The following is a 19,299-nucleotide window of genomic DNA, read 5'->3' on the forward strand; positions in this document are numbered from 1 at the left end:
ATCTCATGCGTAACTCTCTGGGGTACAACAGATGAGAGAAGCTGGAGAAAGAGCGAGAACGGCGGAGATCCTCTCCCATTCAGCAACTACCAGCCAAAGAGCTTCTACAACGACATCATCGGTCTTACAAAGACAATTGCACCTCCTTCATATGAGGAGGAAGTAGTTACAACAACTCAGGCTACAACAACAAAGCCTGTTAATGTAACAACTACAACAGCAGAGCCTGCTAAGGCTGTTGACCTCAAGGAAGTTCTTGATTCTAAGGTTTCCAAGTGGGGCGACGCAAACAGCGATAACGGCGTAGATATGAGTGACGTTGTACTTATCATGCAGTCACTTGCAAACCCGAATAAGTATGCACTCAAGGATACTGCTCTTTATAATGCAGACGTAAACGAGGCTGGTAACGGCATCACAGCAAACGATGCTCTTGCTATCCAGAAGTACCTCTTAGGCTTAATTTCTAAGCTTCCGGAGAGCTACTCTGACAATATCAAGACTGTTACAGCTCCTGCAACTACAACAAAGCTTACAACTACAACAGCTAAGGCTACAACTACAAAGGCTACAACAACTAATGCTCCTACACAGCAGCTTAGCGGCAAGACATACAGCGTTAAGAATGGTCAGAACCAGTTCAAGGGCGACAGCGATGGCTACAGCTATGAGATCTGGCTTGATCAGACAGGCGGAAGCGGTTCAATGACACTTGGCAGCGGCGGTACATTCAACACAGAGTGGAGCGCTCAGGTTTCCAAGGGTAACTTCCTCGCTCGCCGCGGTATGGACTTCGACCGTACAAAGAAGGCTACAGATGTAGGTAAGATCACTCTGGACTATGCTGCTGACTACTCAGCAAGCTCACAGGGTAACTCAAGACTTTGCGTATACGGCTGGATGACAGATCCGCTCGTAGAGTACTATATCATTGAGGACTGGGTAAACTGGTGCCCACAGCCACAGGGCGGCAGCAAGACAGTTACTATCGACGGTGCTCAGTACGAGATCTTCACACTCGACCACTATGGTCCTACAATCCTTGACAACCAGTCACGTAACTTCAAGCAGTACTTCAGCGTTCGTAAGTCAAAGAGAACATCTGGTTCTATCACAGTATCAGATCACTTCAAGGCTTGGGCAGACGCAGGTTGGGACATCGGTAACCTCACAGAGGTCGCTCTCAACGTAGAAGGCTGGGAGAGCAGCGGTAAGGCTAACGTTTCTAAGCTTTCAATCGACGTATCAGGCGGCGGAAGCAGCCAGACAGGTCAGACTGGTCAGACAGGACAGACAGGACAGACAGGTCAGACAGGTACACAGGTACAGGCTGGCAAGAAGCTCTGCGCTATCTCATTCGATGACGGCGCTTCAGCTCAGAGCACATCAGATCCTGGTTACAGAATCATCAATGCTCTTGCTGAGAACAACATGACAGCTACATTCTTCAATGTAGGTAGCTGGATCAAGACAAATGAGCAGATCAAGTATGAGTATCAGAAGGGCATGGAAGTTGCTAATCACACTCAGACTCACCCACACCTCGGTCAGCTTGGTTCAGGTCAGATCAGAAGTGAGTGGGAGCAGTGCAACAGCAAGCTCAAGAGCATAATCGGCGCTGAGCCATCACACCTCATGAGACTTCCTTACCTCGAGAGCAACGGTACAGTTCAGTCAGCACTCTATGATATTCCACTTATCAGCTGTGCAATCGACACTAAGGACTGGAACAATGCTTCTACAAATGACATTGTTAATACAATCAAGCAGGCTGCACAGAACGGCTCACTTGAGGGTGCTATCGTACTCTGCCACGAGAACTATGCTACAACAGCAGCAGCTATGGAGCAGGTTCTTCCTTGGCTCGCACAGAATGGTTACCAGAACGTAAACATTTCTGATATGGCTAAGGCTCACGGCAAGACTCTTGCAGGCGGTCAGGTTCACACACGCGCTTAATCTAAGCTTTAACTAAAACAAAGTGCCGATCACAGAATCGGTGGTCGGCACACTTAATTAAGATTTCTCCAAATTTTAATATCCCCTGAAAGGCAGTCGGTGTAAATCGGCTGTCTTTTCATTTTATCTGATAAATGGTATAATATTTGTGACCAAATGATACTCCCATACGTGTTTATATTGAAAGGAGCTGATGAATATGCTAAAATGCGGCTGCGCTCGCGAGGCGGTCGAGAGATACGGCGATATGCTGTACAGGATTTGTCTGCTTACGCTGAGAAATACTGCCGACGCTGAGGACGCTGTGCAGGAAACATTTATAAAATATGTGCAGAAGTCCCCAGAATTCAGCGACGGCGACCACGAAAAAGCATGGCTCATCACTGTAGCCACAAACAAATGCCGTGATATTCTGAGGTATCGTACAAGTCACCGAACCGAAAGCGACGAGCTTTTAAGCGGTTATTCAATAGAAAAAGAGGAAAGCGGTATACTTGACGCTCTTATGGAGCTTCCCGACAAATACCGAATGCCGCTCATTCTTTATTATATCGACGAATACAAGGTAGACGAGATAGCAGATATCATTGGAATAAGCCTTTCGGCGGCTAAAATGCGCCTTTCAAGGGGCAGGAAGCTGCTGAAGGAAAAATACAGAAAGGAGTATATGTAATATGGAGAAAAAGCTTAAAAATGGGGCTGATAAGATAAAAATGCCTGCGGATATGAAGCAGCGCATAATCAGCGCCGCCGAGCTTGCGGAGAAGAACCGCGTAAATACTGACAGTGACGATTATATCGAAGTTGTCAGATCATCTGAGCGTATAACAACTAAAACCCGTATAATAAAGGCTGTCAGTGCCATTGCTGCCTGTGCTGTGCTTGTAGGTGGGATAGGTACTACAGGTTTTCTGCTCCACAGACAGAACAAGGAGCATATGACAAGCGGTGAGGTCTCGGATTCTGCTTGCAGAAGCTGTCCATTCGGAGATTTCAGTGAATTAAAGTACAATTTTGACGCAAATGACAAAGCATACAGCAAATACTCACCCGAGACCTATGAGAAACTTTCTGACTTTCTCAATTGCTTTAACTGGGGCGAAAGTGTTGAGGCTCCTGAGGACAAAAAAAACAAAGTGTTTTATTCCGGGTGGCAGGACTATGTGATCAGTTGGAAAATAGGTGATACACCGCCTGTTTTTTACAATATCGATATTGCAAATGACGGATATGTTTACTATAGGGAGATGATGTCAGATTTTGAGTCTGGGAAATATAAGATTATCGAAAAAAAATGGTATAAGATAGACTTTGAAGCCTTTAACAGCGGAGTGAAGGAGATACTTGCCCTTGATCCTGTTTCTCAGTTTGGAGATTTCAGTCAATTTAGTTACAAATTTGATGCAGACGATGGAAAAGATGGAAGTTACTCAGACGAGACCTACGCTCAGCTGTCTGACTTCCTCAATAATTTTAATTGGGGTGATGCTCTCGATGATTCTGAGATTAAAAAAGACAGCAGGTATTTAAAGTTTGAAGAATATGAAGAAGAATATGACTATATAAAAAAGTTGAAAGTTCTGGACAATGAAGATCGTGTCTATATTATTACTCGATCTACTCCACAGGGATACAGTAAAATAGTAATTGTAAATGGCGGTTATGTCAGCTATACGGATTTTTCAAACGATTTAGTTACTGACATTGGTCCTGTTGTTGCAGATAGCGAGTGTTACAAGATAGACTTTGAAGCCTTTGACAGGGGAGTACAGGAAATTCTGGCTCAGGACATCAATAAAGCTTCACCTTTCGGCGATTTCAGGACATTTGACTTTATGTTCTGTAAAGGCACAGACAACTATTATAATAAAAGCGGCGAAGTATATGAGAAAATAGCAGATTTCCTTAATAATGTCGACTGGGGCGATAAAGTTACCAAAGTAGAGCAAAAAATTCCGCAACAGGTTGCTGAGGGAATGACCTATGAAGCAAACTGGGAGAACGGTGACAGATTTTGTTTCTTTTATATTGAAAATGACGGTCATGTTCATTATGGTGAAAACATTACGGATATTGATACCCATGTAGTAACTACTGTTGCTGATTGTAACTATTATATTGATTTTGAAGCCTTTGACAAGGGGATAACGGAGATACTTGCAAAGTATAAAGCCGAAGCCCCCACAGAAGTTTTTGAGTACGCTGAGTTGCTTTTCGGTCAACACGAGAGGCTTACTCCTACAGATGAAGAAGGCATGGCAAAGTTTGAAGGTTTTGTTCGTAATGACTTTGTAAAAATGCTTGAATCAACTTCGTCTGATGATATAGTCGGCGGAGTAAAGTATAGTATTTTAACTTCATACAGGCTTGACGATAATAAAAGTCGTCAAGAGAACTACTTTATCTTCATGGACGGCTTTGTGGAGTGCAATGAATGTGAGACTGATGAAAACGGCGAAATGCAGCTGACAAACACTGAAAAATATAAGATAGACGTAGGTAAGCTTGAATCCGTGCTTAAAGATGAAATTGGCGTTGAGCTACCCGAATACAGAGAGATCAACATCAATAAAGTCGATTGATATATTGTACTATGGAAAGATAAGAACAACAGAAGGATAAATAAAAACCGCACATCAATTGATGTGCGGTCTGTTTTTACCTTAGTGCATACAGCTTTTTGAAATCCGTAGGCGTACAGTGCTTTATCTCCTTGAAGATACGGTTAAAGGTGGTCAGGCTCTTGAAGCCCGAACGCATAGCCACCTCCGTAATAGGTATGCTCGGATCGAGCAGGAGAAGCTCCGCCGCTTTGGTTCGTCTTGCATTTATGTACTGTAAGTACGACATAGCGTTATACTGCTTGAATATTCGTGAGAAGTGATATTTGCTGTAGCCTGCAACATCGGCAAGCTGCTCCAGTGTTATATCGTACATGAAATTATTGTCGATATATTTCAGCACAGTGCCGAACTTTTCGCTGTACTCGTCGATCTTCTCGTCGTCGCAGTCCATAACTATCTTCTGCTGCTCCAGCTGATACTCGCGGAGCGCCATAAACAGCTCAATGACCTTGACGTAGATCTTTACGTCGGCTAATTCAGACTTGGAGTTATACAGCGACAGTATATCCAGCATGGTCTTTTTTGCCAGCACGTGAAGCTCCTTATCCATATCACCGTTGATTAGGACAGGTGTGTTCAGAGAACGCATAACAGGCTCAAGAGCGGATATTTCGCCGAGTATACTGTTATCGCACTGGAAGATGATACGCCGTCCCGGTATAGCAGGCATACTGTGGAGCTCACACGGAGGAATGATGAGAACATCATTCTCGGGTACGAGATACTCAATAGCATTCACGGTCACGGAATATTCATTTTTGATAGGCATAATGAGTTCAACTGCGTTATGCCAGTGTACTGGGTACTCCTCGTTCTGGACATTGTCATAGAGCATGGCATATTTTTGAGTGTCATACTCAACAGTCTCAAAGTCACCCGAAAGATGTTTTATCATTTGTGTCGCCCCCCCTCTGAGGCTCAGTTTAGCAACATTGTTGACCAAATATTGCTGTCTTATTCATGTGTTTATCTATTGTGCTAATTCTATTATAATCTATATGTCGTATTTTGTAAATGCTTTTTGTATAACTTTGTGAAAACTATACAAAGAGACCAACCAAATTTTGCGCAATATGGAAATATGTATTGTTAGTATATCTTCCCATAGGATCAGGGCATAATACGTCAGTACGACAAAAACCCCCGATGACCGCATATCATCGGGGGAAGTGTTATTATATTACAGCTCAGGCATATCTGCGCTGCTGTCGTCGGAGTTTTCATCAGCATAATACTGAGTATCTCCGTCGTATGAGTTATCCTTAGCATCTCTGTTTTCGTCGTAGCTGTAAACGTACTCGCCGTTATCTGAGCTGTCCTTTTCTGCTGTAGGAGCAGCAGCCTTCGGAGCAGCCATTTTGCCGCCGAGGAAGCCAGCCAGCAGAGCTCTGATGTCAACGCCTGTTGAAGCAGTAAGTCCATCGGTGATCTTTGTTGTAGAATCAATGATGTCGCCGACAAGTCTGCTGGAGTTGCCTTCACCGTACATTGTGATCTTATCGACCTGCGACAGAGGAGTAGCGGCGTTCTTAACGACCTCAGGGAGAGCCTTGAAGTACATTTCGAGCACAGCAGCCTCGCCGTACTTCTTCATAGCCTCAGCCTTGGCGTTGATACCCTCAGCCTCAGCAAGACCTTTCGCGCGGATAGCGTCCGCCTCAGCCTTACCTACAGCAGCGATACCCTCAGCCTCCTGCATCTTGGCGTACTTCTGAGCTTCGGCCTCAGCCTTCTGAGCCTCAGCCTCCTGCTCACGCTGGAAACGATCTGCTTCTGCCTCTTTTTTGAGCTGATAGAGCTTTGCATCGGCTTCCTGCTGAGCCTTATAGCGGTCAGCCTCAGCCTTTTTCTTGATCTGAGCTTCGAGAGCCTTTTCAGTTACCTCTGCCTCACGAGCCTTGAGCTCAACGTCCTTTTCGGAAGCAGCGATATTAGCGTTAGCCTTTGAAACTTCGATTGATTTACGCTGCTCTTCCTTCTGGATCTCATAAGCAGCGTCAGCGATAGCGAGCTGAGTATCAGCTTCCTTTTTGAGTTCAGCCTGACGGATAGCAAGCTCATTGTTCTTCTGAGCGATCTCGGTCTCAGCGAGAATCTTAGCGTCGTTGGCTTCTTTCTTAGCCTGAGCCTTAGCGATCTCGATCTCTTTTTCGGACTCAGCCCTTGCGATAGCAGCCTTCTTCTGTATCTTTGTGGTGTTGTCTATACCGAGATTTTCGATAAGGTTCTGGTCATCGGTAAAGTTCTGAACGTTGAATGAAACTATCTCAAGTCCCATTCTGTTAAGGTCGGGAGCTGCATTCTCCTGAACCTTTTCGGCGAAAGCCTTACGGTCATTGACCATAGCCTCAAGTGACATCTGACCAACGATCTCACGCATATTACCTTCAAGGACCTCTCTTGCGACCTTAGCCACATAGGCTGTGTCCTTGTTAAGGAAGTTTTCGGCACCCAGCTTTATGAGTGTCGGATCGCTGCTGACCTTAACGTTTACGTTAGCGTCAACGTTGATATTGATGTAGTCCGCGGTAGGAACAGCACTTGAAGTCTTTACGTCAACGGCGATGAGCTGAAGCTTCAGCTTATCCACACGCTCGAAGAAAGGGATACGAATGCTCGCCTTACCGATTATGATCTTTTTCCTCAGACCTGAGATGATATAAGCAGTATCCGGCGGAGCCTTTATGTAACCTGTGAATATTATAATGAGTAATAGGATAATGCCGATTCCGGCAGGAATCACGATCCCCCAGTTGATGTTGTCAAACATATAAACCTCCATATCATACAAAATGTGCTTATGCGGAGCACTTGTTTTACAGCGATCGACTTATCTCGACCGCATGATAGTATTATATATTATTTTTATATCTTTGTCAATATCACACAATTGATTACAACCTGTATAGATATAAACCTGCATTTATGCATAATGCACAGAAGGAAATACTGTAAAAATAAGTTCGCATGAACCTTTTAAATAGTTTTCAGAACTTAAAATACAGTGTACAGCCTTAGTTTATCCTCTTTGGCTAATTATTACAGTTTGATTACAGTTTTCAGAAATTGAGAATTGACAAAACACTGACAAAGTGATAGAATATTGATGTGACAATCAGATCCTGAAGTTCAGACGAAATATCAGATTCAGGATCTATTTGGTACATCAATAATATAGCATGACATCTGCGGCAATAATCCCTAAATTAGTGCCGCTGTTTTTGTGCAGGCGTACAAAGATAAGGCTTGACGGAAAAAAGTGCCCGTTTCTGAGACATTTATATTACGAGAAGCTTATCGGCGGAAGGAAGTGAAGCTGTTGATAGAGCCCGAACATTGCACGCTGATAATAGAGAGATACTACCGTGAGATATTCAGCTACTGCTGCGCAAAGCTCGGATTCAGCTATCATTCCGCAGAGGACTGTACACAGGAGGTATTTGTGGTATTCTTTTCAAAGCACGAAAGGCTTGAGGATACCGAAAATATCAGACTTTGGCTGTACAGGACGGCAGACAACGTTATAAAGGCATTTCTGCGGAAAAATCCGTCGGCGGTCAGCCTTGAGGAGAGCGCTGAGGCTATGAATATGGCAGACAGCGGCGGATTTGACGATACAGGTGAAAGCCTGCTGGATGTTCTCGAGCCCGATGAGCGCAAGCTTCTTGAGCTCTATTACGACAGCGACTACGGACAACGAAACGAAGCAGCAAAGCGGCTGGGAATATCCCTTCCCGCACTTTACAGAAAGATCCACAAGTTAAAAAAGAAGCTTCGCGCCGCAGAAAAAAAGTCCGCGGACGCTTTCATGGATAAGGAGTGATACCGTTGAAGGAAAAAGCTACCACAGATAAGCTTTCTGATAAGAATATGCTTGATGATCTGCAAGCCCTTCTGAATGAGGAGCTTGCAAAGCCGATAGAGGAGCGTGATCTTGATGCCATTGAGAAAATCACCGTCGCTATGGTCGATATTAACGATGTGGAAATACCGCAGCCTGTTTCTGCGGAAAAAGTCATCACAGAGGTCTCGGCAAGAAGAAAAAGACACAGGATCGCATTGCTGCGCAAATGGGCAGCAGCCCTCAGTGCCTGCTTCGTGCTCTGCCTCGGACTCAACCTCTACACCCTCAAAACCTACGGCTCAAACGTCTTTGAAGCAATGATAAATATGGCAAGATCGGGCTTCAGTATAGACACAAATCAGCTCAGAGATATAGAGCCTGCCGTGCCGAATATGACAGCTGCCGCAACTTCTACAACTACTGTGCCTGCCGCAACTCAGGTAACAGAAGTTATGACTACCACTGGTGTTTATAGCTCTGCAACGGGTATTATCACACAGGCTGCGGCAACGACGACTGTCAGCGCTGTTGTTTCGGCTACTACGCAGATACCAGCAGGCAGCAGCTCTATGGAGCAGCTGCTCAGCAGGTGCAGCGCAGAAACGCGCGGAATGGCTGGGGAGATACTTACTAAATCAGAGAGCGCAGGCATATACCCCTGCTATCCCACATTTCTGCCCTCGGGATTTGAGGATATGTCCTGCACTGATTTCCATAACGAAAGGCTGAAGGACTCAAATGACTGCTATTTTACATTTGAAAATTCAGCTTCAAAGATAGACATCACCGCTGAGGAATACTATTCTGAGGAGCTCATGCCCGATGTCCTCGTCCCAAGTGACAATGACTCATATGAGATATTCAGGGGCAAAGAGATAAGCGGCTTTATAATGGGCGATTCAAGGAACTGCACAGCAGTATTCGTTTACGGCAATACGGTCTATACTCTTCACGGCTCGGGAGTAAATCGCAACGAGCTTAAAGTTATAGCAGAGAGCTTTGTTCCGTACCCTTCGGAATTTATGAAAAAGTGAGGGCAGCGGAATGAAGAAAAAATACATTACAGCTGCCTTTTTAGGAATGCTGCTTGTGGGCGCACCTGTACAGATGAACGCTGTATCGGTGGATAACAGCTATTATGAGCAGTACCAGAGGGCTATCGGACTAATTGAAAAATGCTCTGTAAGATGTTCCTCAGCAGGCAAAGGTCTTCTTGAGGTATCTGCGAAAACACAGGTATCGGGCAAGATGAACGAGGTCGGCTTTAAGAATATAGTTGTACAGCGTAGCAGTGACGGAAAAAACTGGCAGGACGAGGTGACTGTCGGAGACAAAACAGCAAAGAATACCAAGTATTACAATCTGGACGGCTATACCGTGAATGTTCAGGGCGGATACTATTACAGAGTGGTCTGCGTTCATTACGCAAACGGAGCTCTCTACGGCGAGTCTGAGGTATTCACTCAGACGGCGGAGAATACAGCTTCGGGGGTATGGGTAGAGGAAAAGCCTGTTACCTCTGTATTGACCACTTCCACAACAACTACCTCGACAACAGGCAGGACTACAACGAGGACTACTGTCAGGACCACGGCAGCAGATGTGACCGCTTCAAGGATAACTACGTCGGCTTCTGCGACAATGGTCAAGAGGACCACTGAGACAAAGATGGCAGCATATGCTCAGACAAGTACAACGGTCACAAGGGCTGCGGCGACAACAACAAAGGCTGTAAAAGCCGGAAACGTACCGAATACAGGTGATAAGCCACCTGTTCTGACGTTTACGGCACTTTGCAGTGCAGGTGCAGCGGCGCTGTTCCTGCATGATAAAAAGACCAGACGGAGCTGAACCACGGGGGACAAACGGTAATATATACTGCGGAAGCAGAGCGCTCATCTGCACGGGCGGCATATATCCGCAGTACATGACAGCTTCAAAACTGAAAAACAAAATATATCATCTATCCCTGTCCGCAGCACTCGGACGGGGAATTTTTTTCGTTGACAATAAAGTGCAAACACTATATAATTAATGTAGATAAATCATAATTTAATGATGTAGGGGCGCACAATGTGCGCCCGCAAACATACACATCAATTTTGACACGGGCGAACAATGTTCGCCCCTACAATACCAATTTTTCGGGACGCCAAAGGCGTTAAATTATGATTTAAGGGGGTTATGTATGAAGCTTATCCATTTATCAGATCTTCATCTCGGCAAGAGACTGAACGAATTTTCACTTATCGAGGATCAGGAGTTCATTCTCCGCGAGATATACAGCATAATTTCAGAGGAAAGCCCCGATATCATTGTTATCGCAGGGGATATATACGACAAGCCTGTTCCCTCAGCCGAGGCAGTGCGGCTTTTTGATGATTTCCTCACAAGGGTTTCTGAGCAGACGAAACATATTTTTGTCATAAGCGGCAATCATGACTCTGCTGAGCGTATCGCATTCGGCTCGCATATCATGGAAAAAAGCGGTATACATATGTCGCCTGTCTATGACGGAAATATCCTTCCCACTATCCTCAGTGATGAGTACGGAGATCTCGGAGTTTATATGCTGCCATTTATAAAGCCTGTCAGTGTGCGCAGGTTCTTTCCCGAGGCTGAGATAACAAGCTACACCGACGCCGTGAATACAGCTGTTGACGCCATGAACGCGGATTTTACAAGACGCAATATCCTCATAACTCATCAGTTCGTTACGGGAGCTCAGAAAAGCGATTCTGAGGAAATATCGGTAGGCGGTACAGACAACGTTGACAGCTCCGCCTTTGACGGCTTTGACTATGTTGCACTGGGACATATCCACAGTCCTCAGAATGTGGGAAGCGAGAGGATACGCTACTGCGGAACTCCGCTGAAATATTCATTTTCAGAGGCGAGGCAGGAGAAGTCCGTGACAGTTGCGGAATTTCGTGAAAAGGGCGATATTACCGTAAGAACAGTGCCTCTTGAGCCTTTGCGTGATATGCGTATTGTCAGGGGCAGCTTTGATTATGTATGCTCAAAGGAGTGCAGCTCGGCAGGGGATACCGCGGACTATATCCACGCTGTCCTCACAGACGAGGAGGATATCCCCGAGGCTATGGGAAGGCTTCGCGGCGTTTATCCGAATATAATGAGCCTTGAATATGACAACCGCCGTACTCGGAGCTCCCACGGAAGCATAGAGGCTGCTGACGCTGACAACAGGCTGCCTATAGAGCTTTTTGAGGAGTTTTATAAGCTGGCGAACGGCGGCGATATGTCAGCGGAGCAGCGTGAGCTTGCACAGTCGCTGATAGAGAAGATATGGGAGGAAGAAGCATGAGACCGATCAAACTTGAAATATCAGGCTTCGGACCATATGCCGAAAAGACGGTGCTTGACCTTGAAGCTCTCGGAAACAGCGGACTTTACCTTATAACAGGCGATACGGGAGCAGGCAAGACTACCATATTCGACGCCATAACCTATGCACTTTATGGCAGTGCCAGCGGAGCCAACCGTGACGACGATTCTATGCTCCGCTCGAAATATTCCACGCTGGATACTCCCACATATGTGGAGCTGGTTTTCGACTATGCAGGCAAGCGTTATACCGTGAACCGCAATCCTTCATACACCAGACAGGCAAAACGAGGCGGCGGAGTTGCCCAGCAGCCTGCAAATGCGGTTTTTACCTATCCCGACGGCAGGGCTGTTTCGGGCAAAAGGGACGTTGACGGAGCGGTAGCCGAGGTCATGGGACTTACCGAAAAGCAGTTCAAGCAGATAGCTATGATAGCACAGGGCGATTTCATGAAGCTCATAACCGAGGATACCTCACAGCGGCGTGAGATACTGAGGCATATCTTCAGGACCAAGAATTACCAGACCTTGCAGGAGGCGCTGAAAACTGAGAGCAGTACACTGAAAAGCGGCTGCGACAGGCTCCGTGAGGGCTTGAAGCAGTACATCGAGGGGATAGTCTGCGGTGATGAGGACGAGCTTGCACCCGAGATAGAAAAGCTCCGCGAGGAAATGCCGCCGATAGAGTACATCACTGATGTTATGAACAAACTCATAAGCCGCGATAAAGCGCAGGCAGAGGTCTATGACCGAGAGAGCGGAGAGCTGGACAAGCGGATTGAAGCTATAAACTCAAAGCTTACAATGGCTGAGGAAAGGGCACGTATAGAGGCTGACCATGACCGCACCTCAAAGGAACTCAATGAAGCACAGCTGCGGCAGAAACTTCTTGCGGAAAAATACGAAACGGAAAAAGCCCGTCAGTCAAAGGTGACTGAGCTAACGGCGGAGCTGGCGGCTGTTGAGGCTGAGACACCCGAATATGAACGTGCAGCAGAGCAGGAGCGGCTGCTTGCTGAGGAAAAGAGGTCTCTTGCCAATACTGTTTCAGGGCTTGACAGCGCAGCCGCCGAGAAAGCCGCTTCGGAGAAGCGGCTGGGTATGCTGAAAGCAGAGCTTTCAGCTCTCGGCGGCACTGGCGAGAACAAGGCGAAGCTGGACGCAGAGCGCGAGAGACTGAGCCGCCACTCAGATGAGCTTAACAAGCTGGCGGAGCAGCTGACAGAGTATGAAAGCAGCTGCGCAGAGCTGAAAAAGGCAGCTGCCGAGCTAAAGGAGCAGAGCTTTGAGCATGACCGACTTATGGAGCAATGCGAGCTGCTTACGAAGGAGATAGAAAAGCTGAAAAAGCGGCACGGCGAGCTTGAAGGCTGCGGAGCGGAAAAGGAGAAGCTCCTGCGCATGGAGGAAGGGCTTAAAAGCCGAGGTACTCAGCTCAGAAAGCTATCTGCGGACATATCCGAGAGCGAAAAGCGCAGCAGTGAATATGAGGAGGCAGCGGAGCTCTACAGTGAAGCCGCAGAAAAGGCGAGCCGTCTTTCCGAAAAATATGAACAGGGCTACAGAGCCTTTCTTGATGACCGTGCAGGCGTTCTTGCAGAGAAGCTCTGCGACGGTGAGCCCTGTCCCGTATGCGGCTCACGTGAGCACCCTTTCCCTGCAAAAAAATGTACCAATGCTCCCACAGAAGCAGAGCTTGATATGCTGAAAAAGCAGCTTGAGCAGGCGCGTAGCTTCGCTGAAAAGCGCAGCGCTGAAGCTTCTGCCGCAAGGGCAAATGCGCATCAGCTGGAAAATTCCCTGACAGCACAGGTGAGAGAGCTTCTTGGCTGTGATTTGGCAGAAGCCGCAGAGTGCTGCGCATCGGAGCTGCAAAGCAGCATAGAGCAGTTCAACGAGCTGGAAAAAAAGCTGACCGAGGCGGACAAGCTTATAGCCGAGCGGGAAAGGCTTGGGCACGAAACTGAGTCCGCCGAAAAGCAGCAGGCAGGCGTTATGGCGGCTGTTGCGGACACCGACCGTCAGATAACGGAGCTTCGCAGCCGAAGGGATAAACTCGACGGCGGCGTAAAGCGGCTTTTTGCGGAGGCAGAAAAGATAGCCGCAGAGGTCATGGAGGGCGTTGCTTTTGCTGATGTTCAAGAGAAAATAGCCTCAGAGCGTACTCTGCTGAATGCGCAGTTATCGGACATTTCCGCAAAAATAGCCGAGGAAAACCAAAAGGCTCTCCACAAGGCTGAGCTTGAAAAGCTCATACCGCAGTCGGAGCAGCTAATCAGTCGGTTAAGCACCGATATTACAGTGCTTACCGCAAAAAAAGCCGCCTCAGACACAAGGCTTGCAGAGATCGGACGTCAGCTTGCGGAGCTCCGCGGCAGACTCCGCTTTGAAAACGGTGAAAATGCCGGGATATATGCGGCTTCGCTGCGAAAGAAGTGTGCAGACATAAAGGCAGCCTATGAAGCTGCGGAAGCTTCATTAAATGAGGGTGAAAAGCTCTGCTCGGGCATAGCAGGCAGACTGAAGCAGCTCACAGAGCAGCTTGCAGGTTTCGGAGACCTTGATGCAGAAAAGGATACAGCCGAAAAAACGCGGCTCACTGCCGAAAAAGCAGCTCTCGCGGCGAAGCTTCGCCAGCTGCACACAAGGCTGACCATAAACACAACAGCTCTTGCGAATATTACAGACGACTCCACTGAGCTCTCTGAACTGGAAAAGCGCTATGCATGGGTGAAAAATCTCTCTGATACAGCTAACGGAAAGCTTTCCGACCAGAGCAAGCTCATGCTGGAGACATATATACAGACTGCATATTTTGACAGGATAATCAGACGGGCGAATCTTCGCCTAAAGGTCATGTCAGACGGGCAGTATACCCTCAAAAGGCGCGAGGAATTCGATGACAAGCGCTCTCAGGTGGGGCTTGACCTTGACGTTATCGACCACTACAACGGCTCGGTGCGCAGCGTGAAAACCTTGTCAGGCGGCGAGTCCTTCAAGGCTTCGCTTTCGCTGGCACTGGGACTTTCCGACGAGATACAGTGCTCCGCAGGCGGCATACAGCTTGACACTATGTTTGTGGACGAGGGCTTCGGCTCGCTGGACGACAACTCTATAGAGCAGGCTGTCCGCGCTCTTGCAGGGCTCTCGGAGGGCAGCCGCCTTGTAGGGATAATTTCCCATGTACAGGCGCTGAAACAGCGCATCGACAAGCAGGTAGTGGTTCGCAAGGACAAAAACGGAGGCAGCACTGCACAGATAATAGTCTGAGATACGCCGCAGCTTCGTAAGAAGCTGCGGCTTTGGCATTATTATTACTTTGTGCATTTTGCCTAAATTATTCCAAAGTCTCAAGCGGAAAATCCCTGTTTACAGGGGGATTATTCTGGAGAAGCTTGTAATTATTAACAAATTTTAGCGGCAGACTATCCTGTTTGTTGATTTTTGCTTATAGAAATGTTATAATTAATTTGTATTTAGTGTCCGCCGTCAGGCAGTTATTGAGTACACATTAATTATATTGTTAAGTTCATTTTTTTCTTTAAAAATAAAGCATGGAACTACCCTATGGAGTGATAGCAAAATGAAAATGACAAAATGTCCCGAGAATCATCAATATGATGCTGATAGATATGACAGCTGTCCTGTCTGCGCTGAGAAAAACGGTGTATCAGAGCGCGGAAAGGTCCCGAAAAAGGCAAAGGTGGTAAAGGTAAGAGCAGTCAAGGCTCGTCAGTCGGCAGAAGCCGAGGTAAAGCCAGCCGAGACCAAGCCTGAGCCAAAGGCTGAGCAGAAGCCTGCCGAGACCAAGTCTGAGCCAAAGGCAGAGCAGAAGCCAGCTGAGACCAAGCCCGAGCCAAAGGCAGAGCAGAAGCCAGCTGAGACCAAGCCTGAGCCAAAGGCTGAAAAGAAGCCAGCTGAGACCAAGACCGAGCCAAAAAAAGAGACTGTAGGAGAAAAAAAGCAGAGCAAGGCAGTCCGTACCGATGACGGTGACGAGCTTGCGCAGAAGATAATGGATTCCATTCCAGAGTCCGAAAAGGAGAAGTTCAAGGCTGACAAAAAGACTGATATTCTCCATGATAAGAAAAAAATAGACACATCTCCGACGCCTGTGAAGCTGGATAAGGAGAAGTTCGCTGAAAAGAAGCACGAGGCTCCTAAAAAGGAAGAAAAGTCCGAGGAAAAGAAGTCCGAGGCTCCCAAAAAGGAAGAAAAGTCTGAGGAAAAGAAGCCCGAAGCTCCCAAAAAGGACGAAAAGCACGAGGAAAAGAAGCCCGAGGTTCCCAAAAAGGACGAAAAGCACGAGGAAAAGAAGCCCGAGGCTCCCAAAAAGGACGAAAAGTCCGGGGAAAAGAAGCCCGAGGCTCCCAAAAAGGACGAAAAGCACGAGGAAAAGAAGCCCGAGGCTCCTAAAAAGGAAGAAAAGTCCGGGGAAAAGAAGCCCGAGACTCCCAAAAAAGACGAAAAGTCTGAGGATAAGAAGCCCGAGGTTCCCAAAAAGGACGAAAAGTCCGAGGATAAGAAGCTCGAAATCCCAAAGATATATGAGCATCACAAAAATGACGATGACGATTACGAGAAGTACGGCGACCTTATAAATGACGAGAATATCGAGATAGACGACGTAAACAACATGGCTATCGACAAGAACGGTACTCTTGTCAAGTACGTGGGTACTACGGAATCCATTGTTATCCCCGAAAAGGTAAAGGTAGTGGGCAAGTACGCTTTCCGCGGCAATGAGACCGTGAAAAAGATAGTAATGTCCGACAGTATCCGCATTGTTGATAAGTTCGCATTTTGCCACTGCTTCAATCTTGAGGAGGTAGTTTTCTCAAAGAATCTCGAATCTATCGGCGAAAATGCCTTCCTCAAATGCCTGAAGCTCAGGGAGCTCAACCTGCCTGAGTCTGTCAAGAAGATAGGCAAGGGCGCTTTCGGACGCTGCAACAGCCTCGAAAACGTAGTTCTGCCCGCTTATTTGCAAAGGATAAGTGACCTGATGTTCTTCTCATGCAAGAGACTGAGAAGAATAGTTATCTCAGGCTCGGTTGAGGACATCGGCAGTGCAGCTTTCTCCGAGTGCTACAGCCTTAAAAAGATAATCATTTCCAATTCCGTTACTGCTATAGGCGAGAGCTCGTTCTCATGGTGCAGGTCGCTGGAGTCCATAACTATTCCGCCCACTGTAAAGAGTATCGGAAACTGGGCTTTCTATGGCTGTCAGAACCTTATGGACTTAAAAATAAGCATGAGCACTAAGGACATCAAGGAGGACGCATTCTGCGGCTGTGAAAGTCTCTGCAATATCCAGGTAATGGAGTTTGAGGACGAAAATATCCCGCTTGAAAGCATCAAGAAAGGTCACAAGCTGACCATAAGGATACTTAAACAGGTCAATCGTAAAAAGGCTGAGCGCTATGCAAAGGAGCACGGCTTCAGTACGCTGTTTATCTGAATAACGAAAAAAACCGGGAACATTGTTCTCGGTTTTTTTATATATTGGAGGGTTGAAAAATGAAGCTTTAATGACCTGATACCGCCATGTTCTTAGAATTGTTCCATTCTGCCGCGTCCGCCGCCGAAGCCGCCGTCAGGAGGTGTACCCATACCGCCGTCAGGAGGTGTACCCATATCGCCGCCGAAGCCGCCGTGTCCGCCAAAGCCGCCCATAGGACCGCCCATCATGGACTGCGGTATCTCAGAGACCTCTTCGCCGTTGATAATGATAGTACCGCCGTTAAATTCAGCTGTACCGTCATAGTCGAATGATGACATCTGCGCTGTTATATCAATAGTGCCTCCGTTTACATAGATGCTTCCGTTGGCATCAACAGCATCTGTGTCGCCCTGTCCCATAGTGATAGTGGTGTTTCCTCCGTTGAATTCCACAGCAATATCACAGGCAGTACTCTTGTTTGTGGCATTTATACCGTCATCGGAAGCACTTATAGTGATATTTCCGCCGTTTATCTGAACATATGTGGCTTCTATACCCTCGGAAGAAATGATATTGAATGTGCCGCCGTCTATCTGGACATATGTTGTGCCCTGTATAGCATCGCTGTTTGAGGTAATATCAAATGTACCGTCCGAGATGTAAATACTGCCGAGAGTGTTGTCTTCGTCGTTTTCACAGTGGAGACCGTCCTTCTGAGTATTTACTGTAAAGTCTCCGCCGCATATTGCTATGGAGTCATTGGCTTCAAAAGCGTCCTTTGCAGTGGTTACATCATATGTGCCGCCTGTTACCTTTAGATCGTCCTTACATGAGACACCGTTTCCGTATGCGGAATAGACTGTAAGAGCGCCTGTGCCGTTAAATACAAGGTCTTCCTTTGAAAAGATAACAGCGTCGGTGTTGGTATCGCCGTCAGACGTGAACTGTCCTGTGACAGAGAGGCTGTTTTCAGAATCAGTCGAAGTTACAAAGACCTTGTCTGCGGACACCACATAAACAGCAGGGAAGTCCTCGTTTTCAACGGTGACGCCGTCAAGCACGAGCTGTACCTTTGATTCGCTGTCAGCCTCTACCCTTATGGTGCAGTTCTTTGCGCTTCCGCTTATGACATAAACGCCTGCCTCTGTTATATCTATGGTCTTGCCGTCGGATACAGTGAGCTTCTTTGCATCAGATATATCTGCGGTCTGAGCTAAATCTCTTTCGGTAAACATATCTGTTGTATCTATAACGCCTTTATTATTTGTTATATGCGAAGTATTCTCAGCCTTGACAGCTGAGCCGCTCTTTTTCTTTGAAGCTGTAGTTGTCTCGGTATCCTCTGTATTTTCTTCGGTCACTACCGATGAGGAGCTTTTTATGCTCTTTGAAGTACTGCTTGTGCTGTTATCTGAACAGCCTGTGAAAGCGCTCAGTGCCATTGTTAAAACAGCCAGACCTGCCAAAGTTCTTTTCCATGTATTTTTCATCATATTTACGCACCCTTTCGTTTTGGTTTTGAGTGTGGTTTGTTTCTATGGTTATAATATACACCCTTTTTTTGTAAATTGTCGTATTGTAATGTGAAATTAATCGGAAATATATGTGTGGATAATTATGCTGAATGTGGAGATTTCTGCATACAATGTGAAAAATGTGAAATTTTTTCTGTTTCAGAGTATTGACATTCACATTTAAAAGTGCTATAATACAAACATCAAATAAATGCGATGACGGAGAGAAGTAGCGCAGGAATTCGTTTCCAGAGAGTGCGGGCAGGGTGAGAGCCGCATATCAGAGTCTGTGTGAATAACACTTCCGAGCAGCAAACCCAAAGGGTGCCGTATCAAGTGGCAAGTTCCGAAAAGGGCTGTGTGACTGAAAGGGGCAGCGTGTGTTTTAGTGACATTGCGTGTAATGGCTCAGAGATTAAACGGTATTTCGAGTAGGGGCGACGTATTCCGCACGTTACAGCGGCTCAAAAGTGATCGCTTTTGCGGTAATTCAGGTGGCACCACGGGTATTATGCCCCGTCCTGTAGTTTCAGGACGGGGCTTTTTGTATTCCTGCTCGTCCTGTGCACA

At 46.8% G+C, this 19,299-nt stretch carries 12 protein-coding genes and 1 other annotated feature; of the genes, 9 read left to right on the forward strand and 3 right to left on the reverse strand.

Annotated features, from left to right (window positions below):
* The 3 genes from K5677_RS04690 to K5677_RS04700 all read left to right on the forward strand — a co-directional run.
* Positions 1-1,959: glycoside hydrolase family 11 protein (locus K5677_RS04690; protein ID WP_296725259.1), on the forward strand; the 1,959-nt coding region annotated here is incomplete at its 5' end.
* Between the two features lie 199 nt (positions 1,960-2,158).
* Positions 2,159-2,632 (forward strand): RNA polymerase sigma factor, encoded by a 474-nt coding sequence (locus K5677_RS04695; RefSeq protein WP_296725261.1) that lies wholly within the window; start codon positions 2,159-2,161, stop codon positions 2,630-2,632.
* Between the two features lies 1 nt (position 2,633).
* The gene (locus K5677_RS04700) at positions 2,634-4,541 is read left to right on the forward strand and encodes a hypothetical protein (protein WP_296725262.1); all 1,908 of its coding nucleotides are present in this window, start codon (positions 2,634-2,636) and stop codon (positions 4,539-4,541) included.
* Positions 4,542-4,617: 76 nt separating this feature from the next.
* Here the strand turns inward: K5677_RS04700 and K5677_RS04705 are convergent, their stop codons facing one another.
* Both K5677_RS04705 and K5677_RS04710 read right to left on the reverse strand, forming a co-directional pair.
* Positions 4,618-5,478, reverse strand: coding sequence for an AraC family transcriptional regulator (locus K5677_RS04705; protein WP_296725264.1), 861 nt, complete (start codon positions 5,476-5,478; stop codon positions 4,618-4,620).
* Positions 5,479-5,763: 285 nt separating this feature from the next.
* A complete protein-coding gene (locus K5677_RS04710) occupies positions 5,764-7,353 on the reverse strand; it encodes an SPFH domain-containing protein (protein WP_296725266.1) in 1,590 nt (529 codons plus the stop codon).
* A gap of 540 nt (positions 7,354-7,893) precedes the next feature.
* Between K5677_RS04710 and K5677_RS04715 the strand changes: the two genes are divergently transcribed.
* The 6 genes from K5677_RS04715 to K5677_RS04740 all read left to right on the forward strand — a co-directional run bounded on the left by K5677_RS04715 (position 7,894) and on the right by K5677_RS04740 (position 17,233).
* On the forward strand, positions 7,894-8,406 hold the full coding sequence (locus tag K5677_RS04715) for a sigma-70 family RNA polymerase sigma factor (protein ID WP_296725268.1): 513 nt from the start codon (positions 7,894-7,896) through the stop codon (positions 8,404-8,406).
* A gap of 5 nt (positions 8,407-8,411) precedes the next feature.
* A complete protein-coding gene (locus tag K5677_RS04720) occupies positions 8,412-9,461 on the forward strand; it encodes a DUF4367 domain-containing protein (RefSeq protein ID WP_296725269.1) in 1,050 nt (349 codons plus the stop codon).
* Positions 9,462-9,471: 10 nt separating this feature from the next.
* Complete coding sequence (locus tag K5677_RS04725; RefSeq protein WP_296725271.1) at positions 9,472-10,278, forward strand: hypothetical protein; 807 nt, start codon at positions 9,472-9,474, stop codon at positions 10,276-10,278.
* A gap of 337 nt (positions 10,279-10,615) precedes the next feature.
* Positions 10,616-11,752 (forward strand): exonuclease SbcCD subunit D, encoded by a 1,137-nt coding sequence (locus K5677_RS04730; protein WP_296725274.1) that lies wholly within the window; start codon positions 10,616-10,618, stop codon positions 11,750-11,752.
* Positions 11,749-15,042: an SMC family ATPase gene (locus tag K5677_RS04735; protein WP_296725275.1), complete on the forward strand. Its 3,294-nt coding sequence runs from the start codon at positions 11,749-11,751 to the stop codon at positions 15,040-15,042. Before K5677_RS04730 ends, K5677_RS04735 begins: the two co-directional genes overlap by 4 nt.
* A gap of 313 nt (positions 15,043-15,355) precedes the next feature.
* The gene (locus tag K5677_RS04740) at positions 15,356-17,233 is read left to right on the forward strand and encodes a leucine-rich repeat protein (protein WP_296725278.1); all 1,878 of its coding nucleotides are present in this window, start codon (positions 15,356-15,358) and stop codon (positions 17,231-17,233) included.
* Positions 17,234-17,325: 92 nt separating this feature from the next.
* On the opposite strand, the gene K5677_RS04745 is transcribed toward K5677_RS04740, so the two are convergent.
* A complete protein-coding gene (locus K5677_RS04745) occupies positions 17,326-18,708 on the reverse strand; it encodes a carbohydrate-binding domain-containing protein (protein ID WP_296725281.1) in 1,383 nt (460 codons plus the stop codon).
* Positions 18,709-18,936: 228 nt separating this feature from the next.
* Positions 18,937-19,256: a binding site (T-box leader), on the forward strand.
* Positions 19,257-19,299: the final 43 nt, after the last annotated feature.

This window comes from Ruminococcus sp. (assembly GCF_024684275.1).

Coding starts and splice junctions, on each gene's coding strand:
- K5677_RS04695 (WP_296725261.1), top strand. CDS start 2,159: ATGCTAAAATGCGGCTGCGCTCGCGAGGCGGTCGAGAGATACGGCGAT.
- K5677_RS04700 (WP_296725262.1), top strand. CDS start 2,634: ATGGAGAAAAAGCTTAAAAATGGGGCTGATAAGATAAAAATGCCTGCG.
- K5677_RS04705 (WP_296725264.1), bottom strand. CDS start 5,478: ATGATAAAACATCTTTCGGGTGACTTTGAGACTGTTGAGTATGACACT.
- K5677_RS04710 (WP_296725266.1), bottom strand. CDS start 7,353: ATGTTTGACAACATCAACTGGGGGATCGTGATTCCTGCCGGAATCGGC.
- K5677_RS04725 (WP_296725271.1), top strand. CDS start 9,472: ATGAAGAAAAAATACATTACAGCTGCCTTTTTAGGAATGCTGCTTGTG.
- K5677_RS04730 (WP_296725274.1), top strand. CDS start 10,616: ATGAAGCTTATCCATTTATCAGATCTTCATCTCGGCAAGAGACTGAAC.
- K5677_RS04735 (WP_296725275.1), top strand. CDS start 11,749: ATGAGACCGATCAAACTTGAAATATCAGGCTTCGGACCATATGCCGAA.
- K5677_RS04740 (WP_296725278.1), top strand. CDS start 15,356: ATGAAAATGACAAAATGTCCCGAGAATCATCAATATGATGCTGATAGA.
- K5677_RS04745 (WP_296725281.1), bottom strand. CDS start 18,708: ATGATGAAAAATACATGGAAAAGAACTTTGGCAGGTCTGGCTGTTTTA.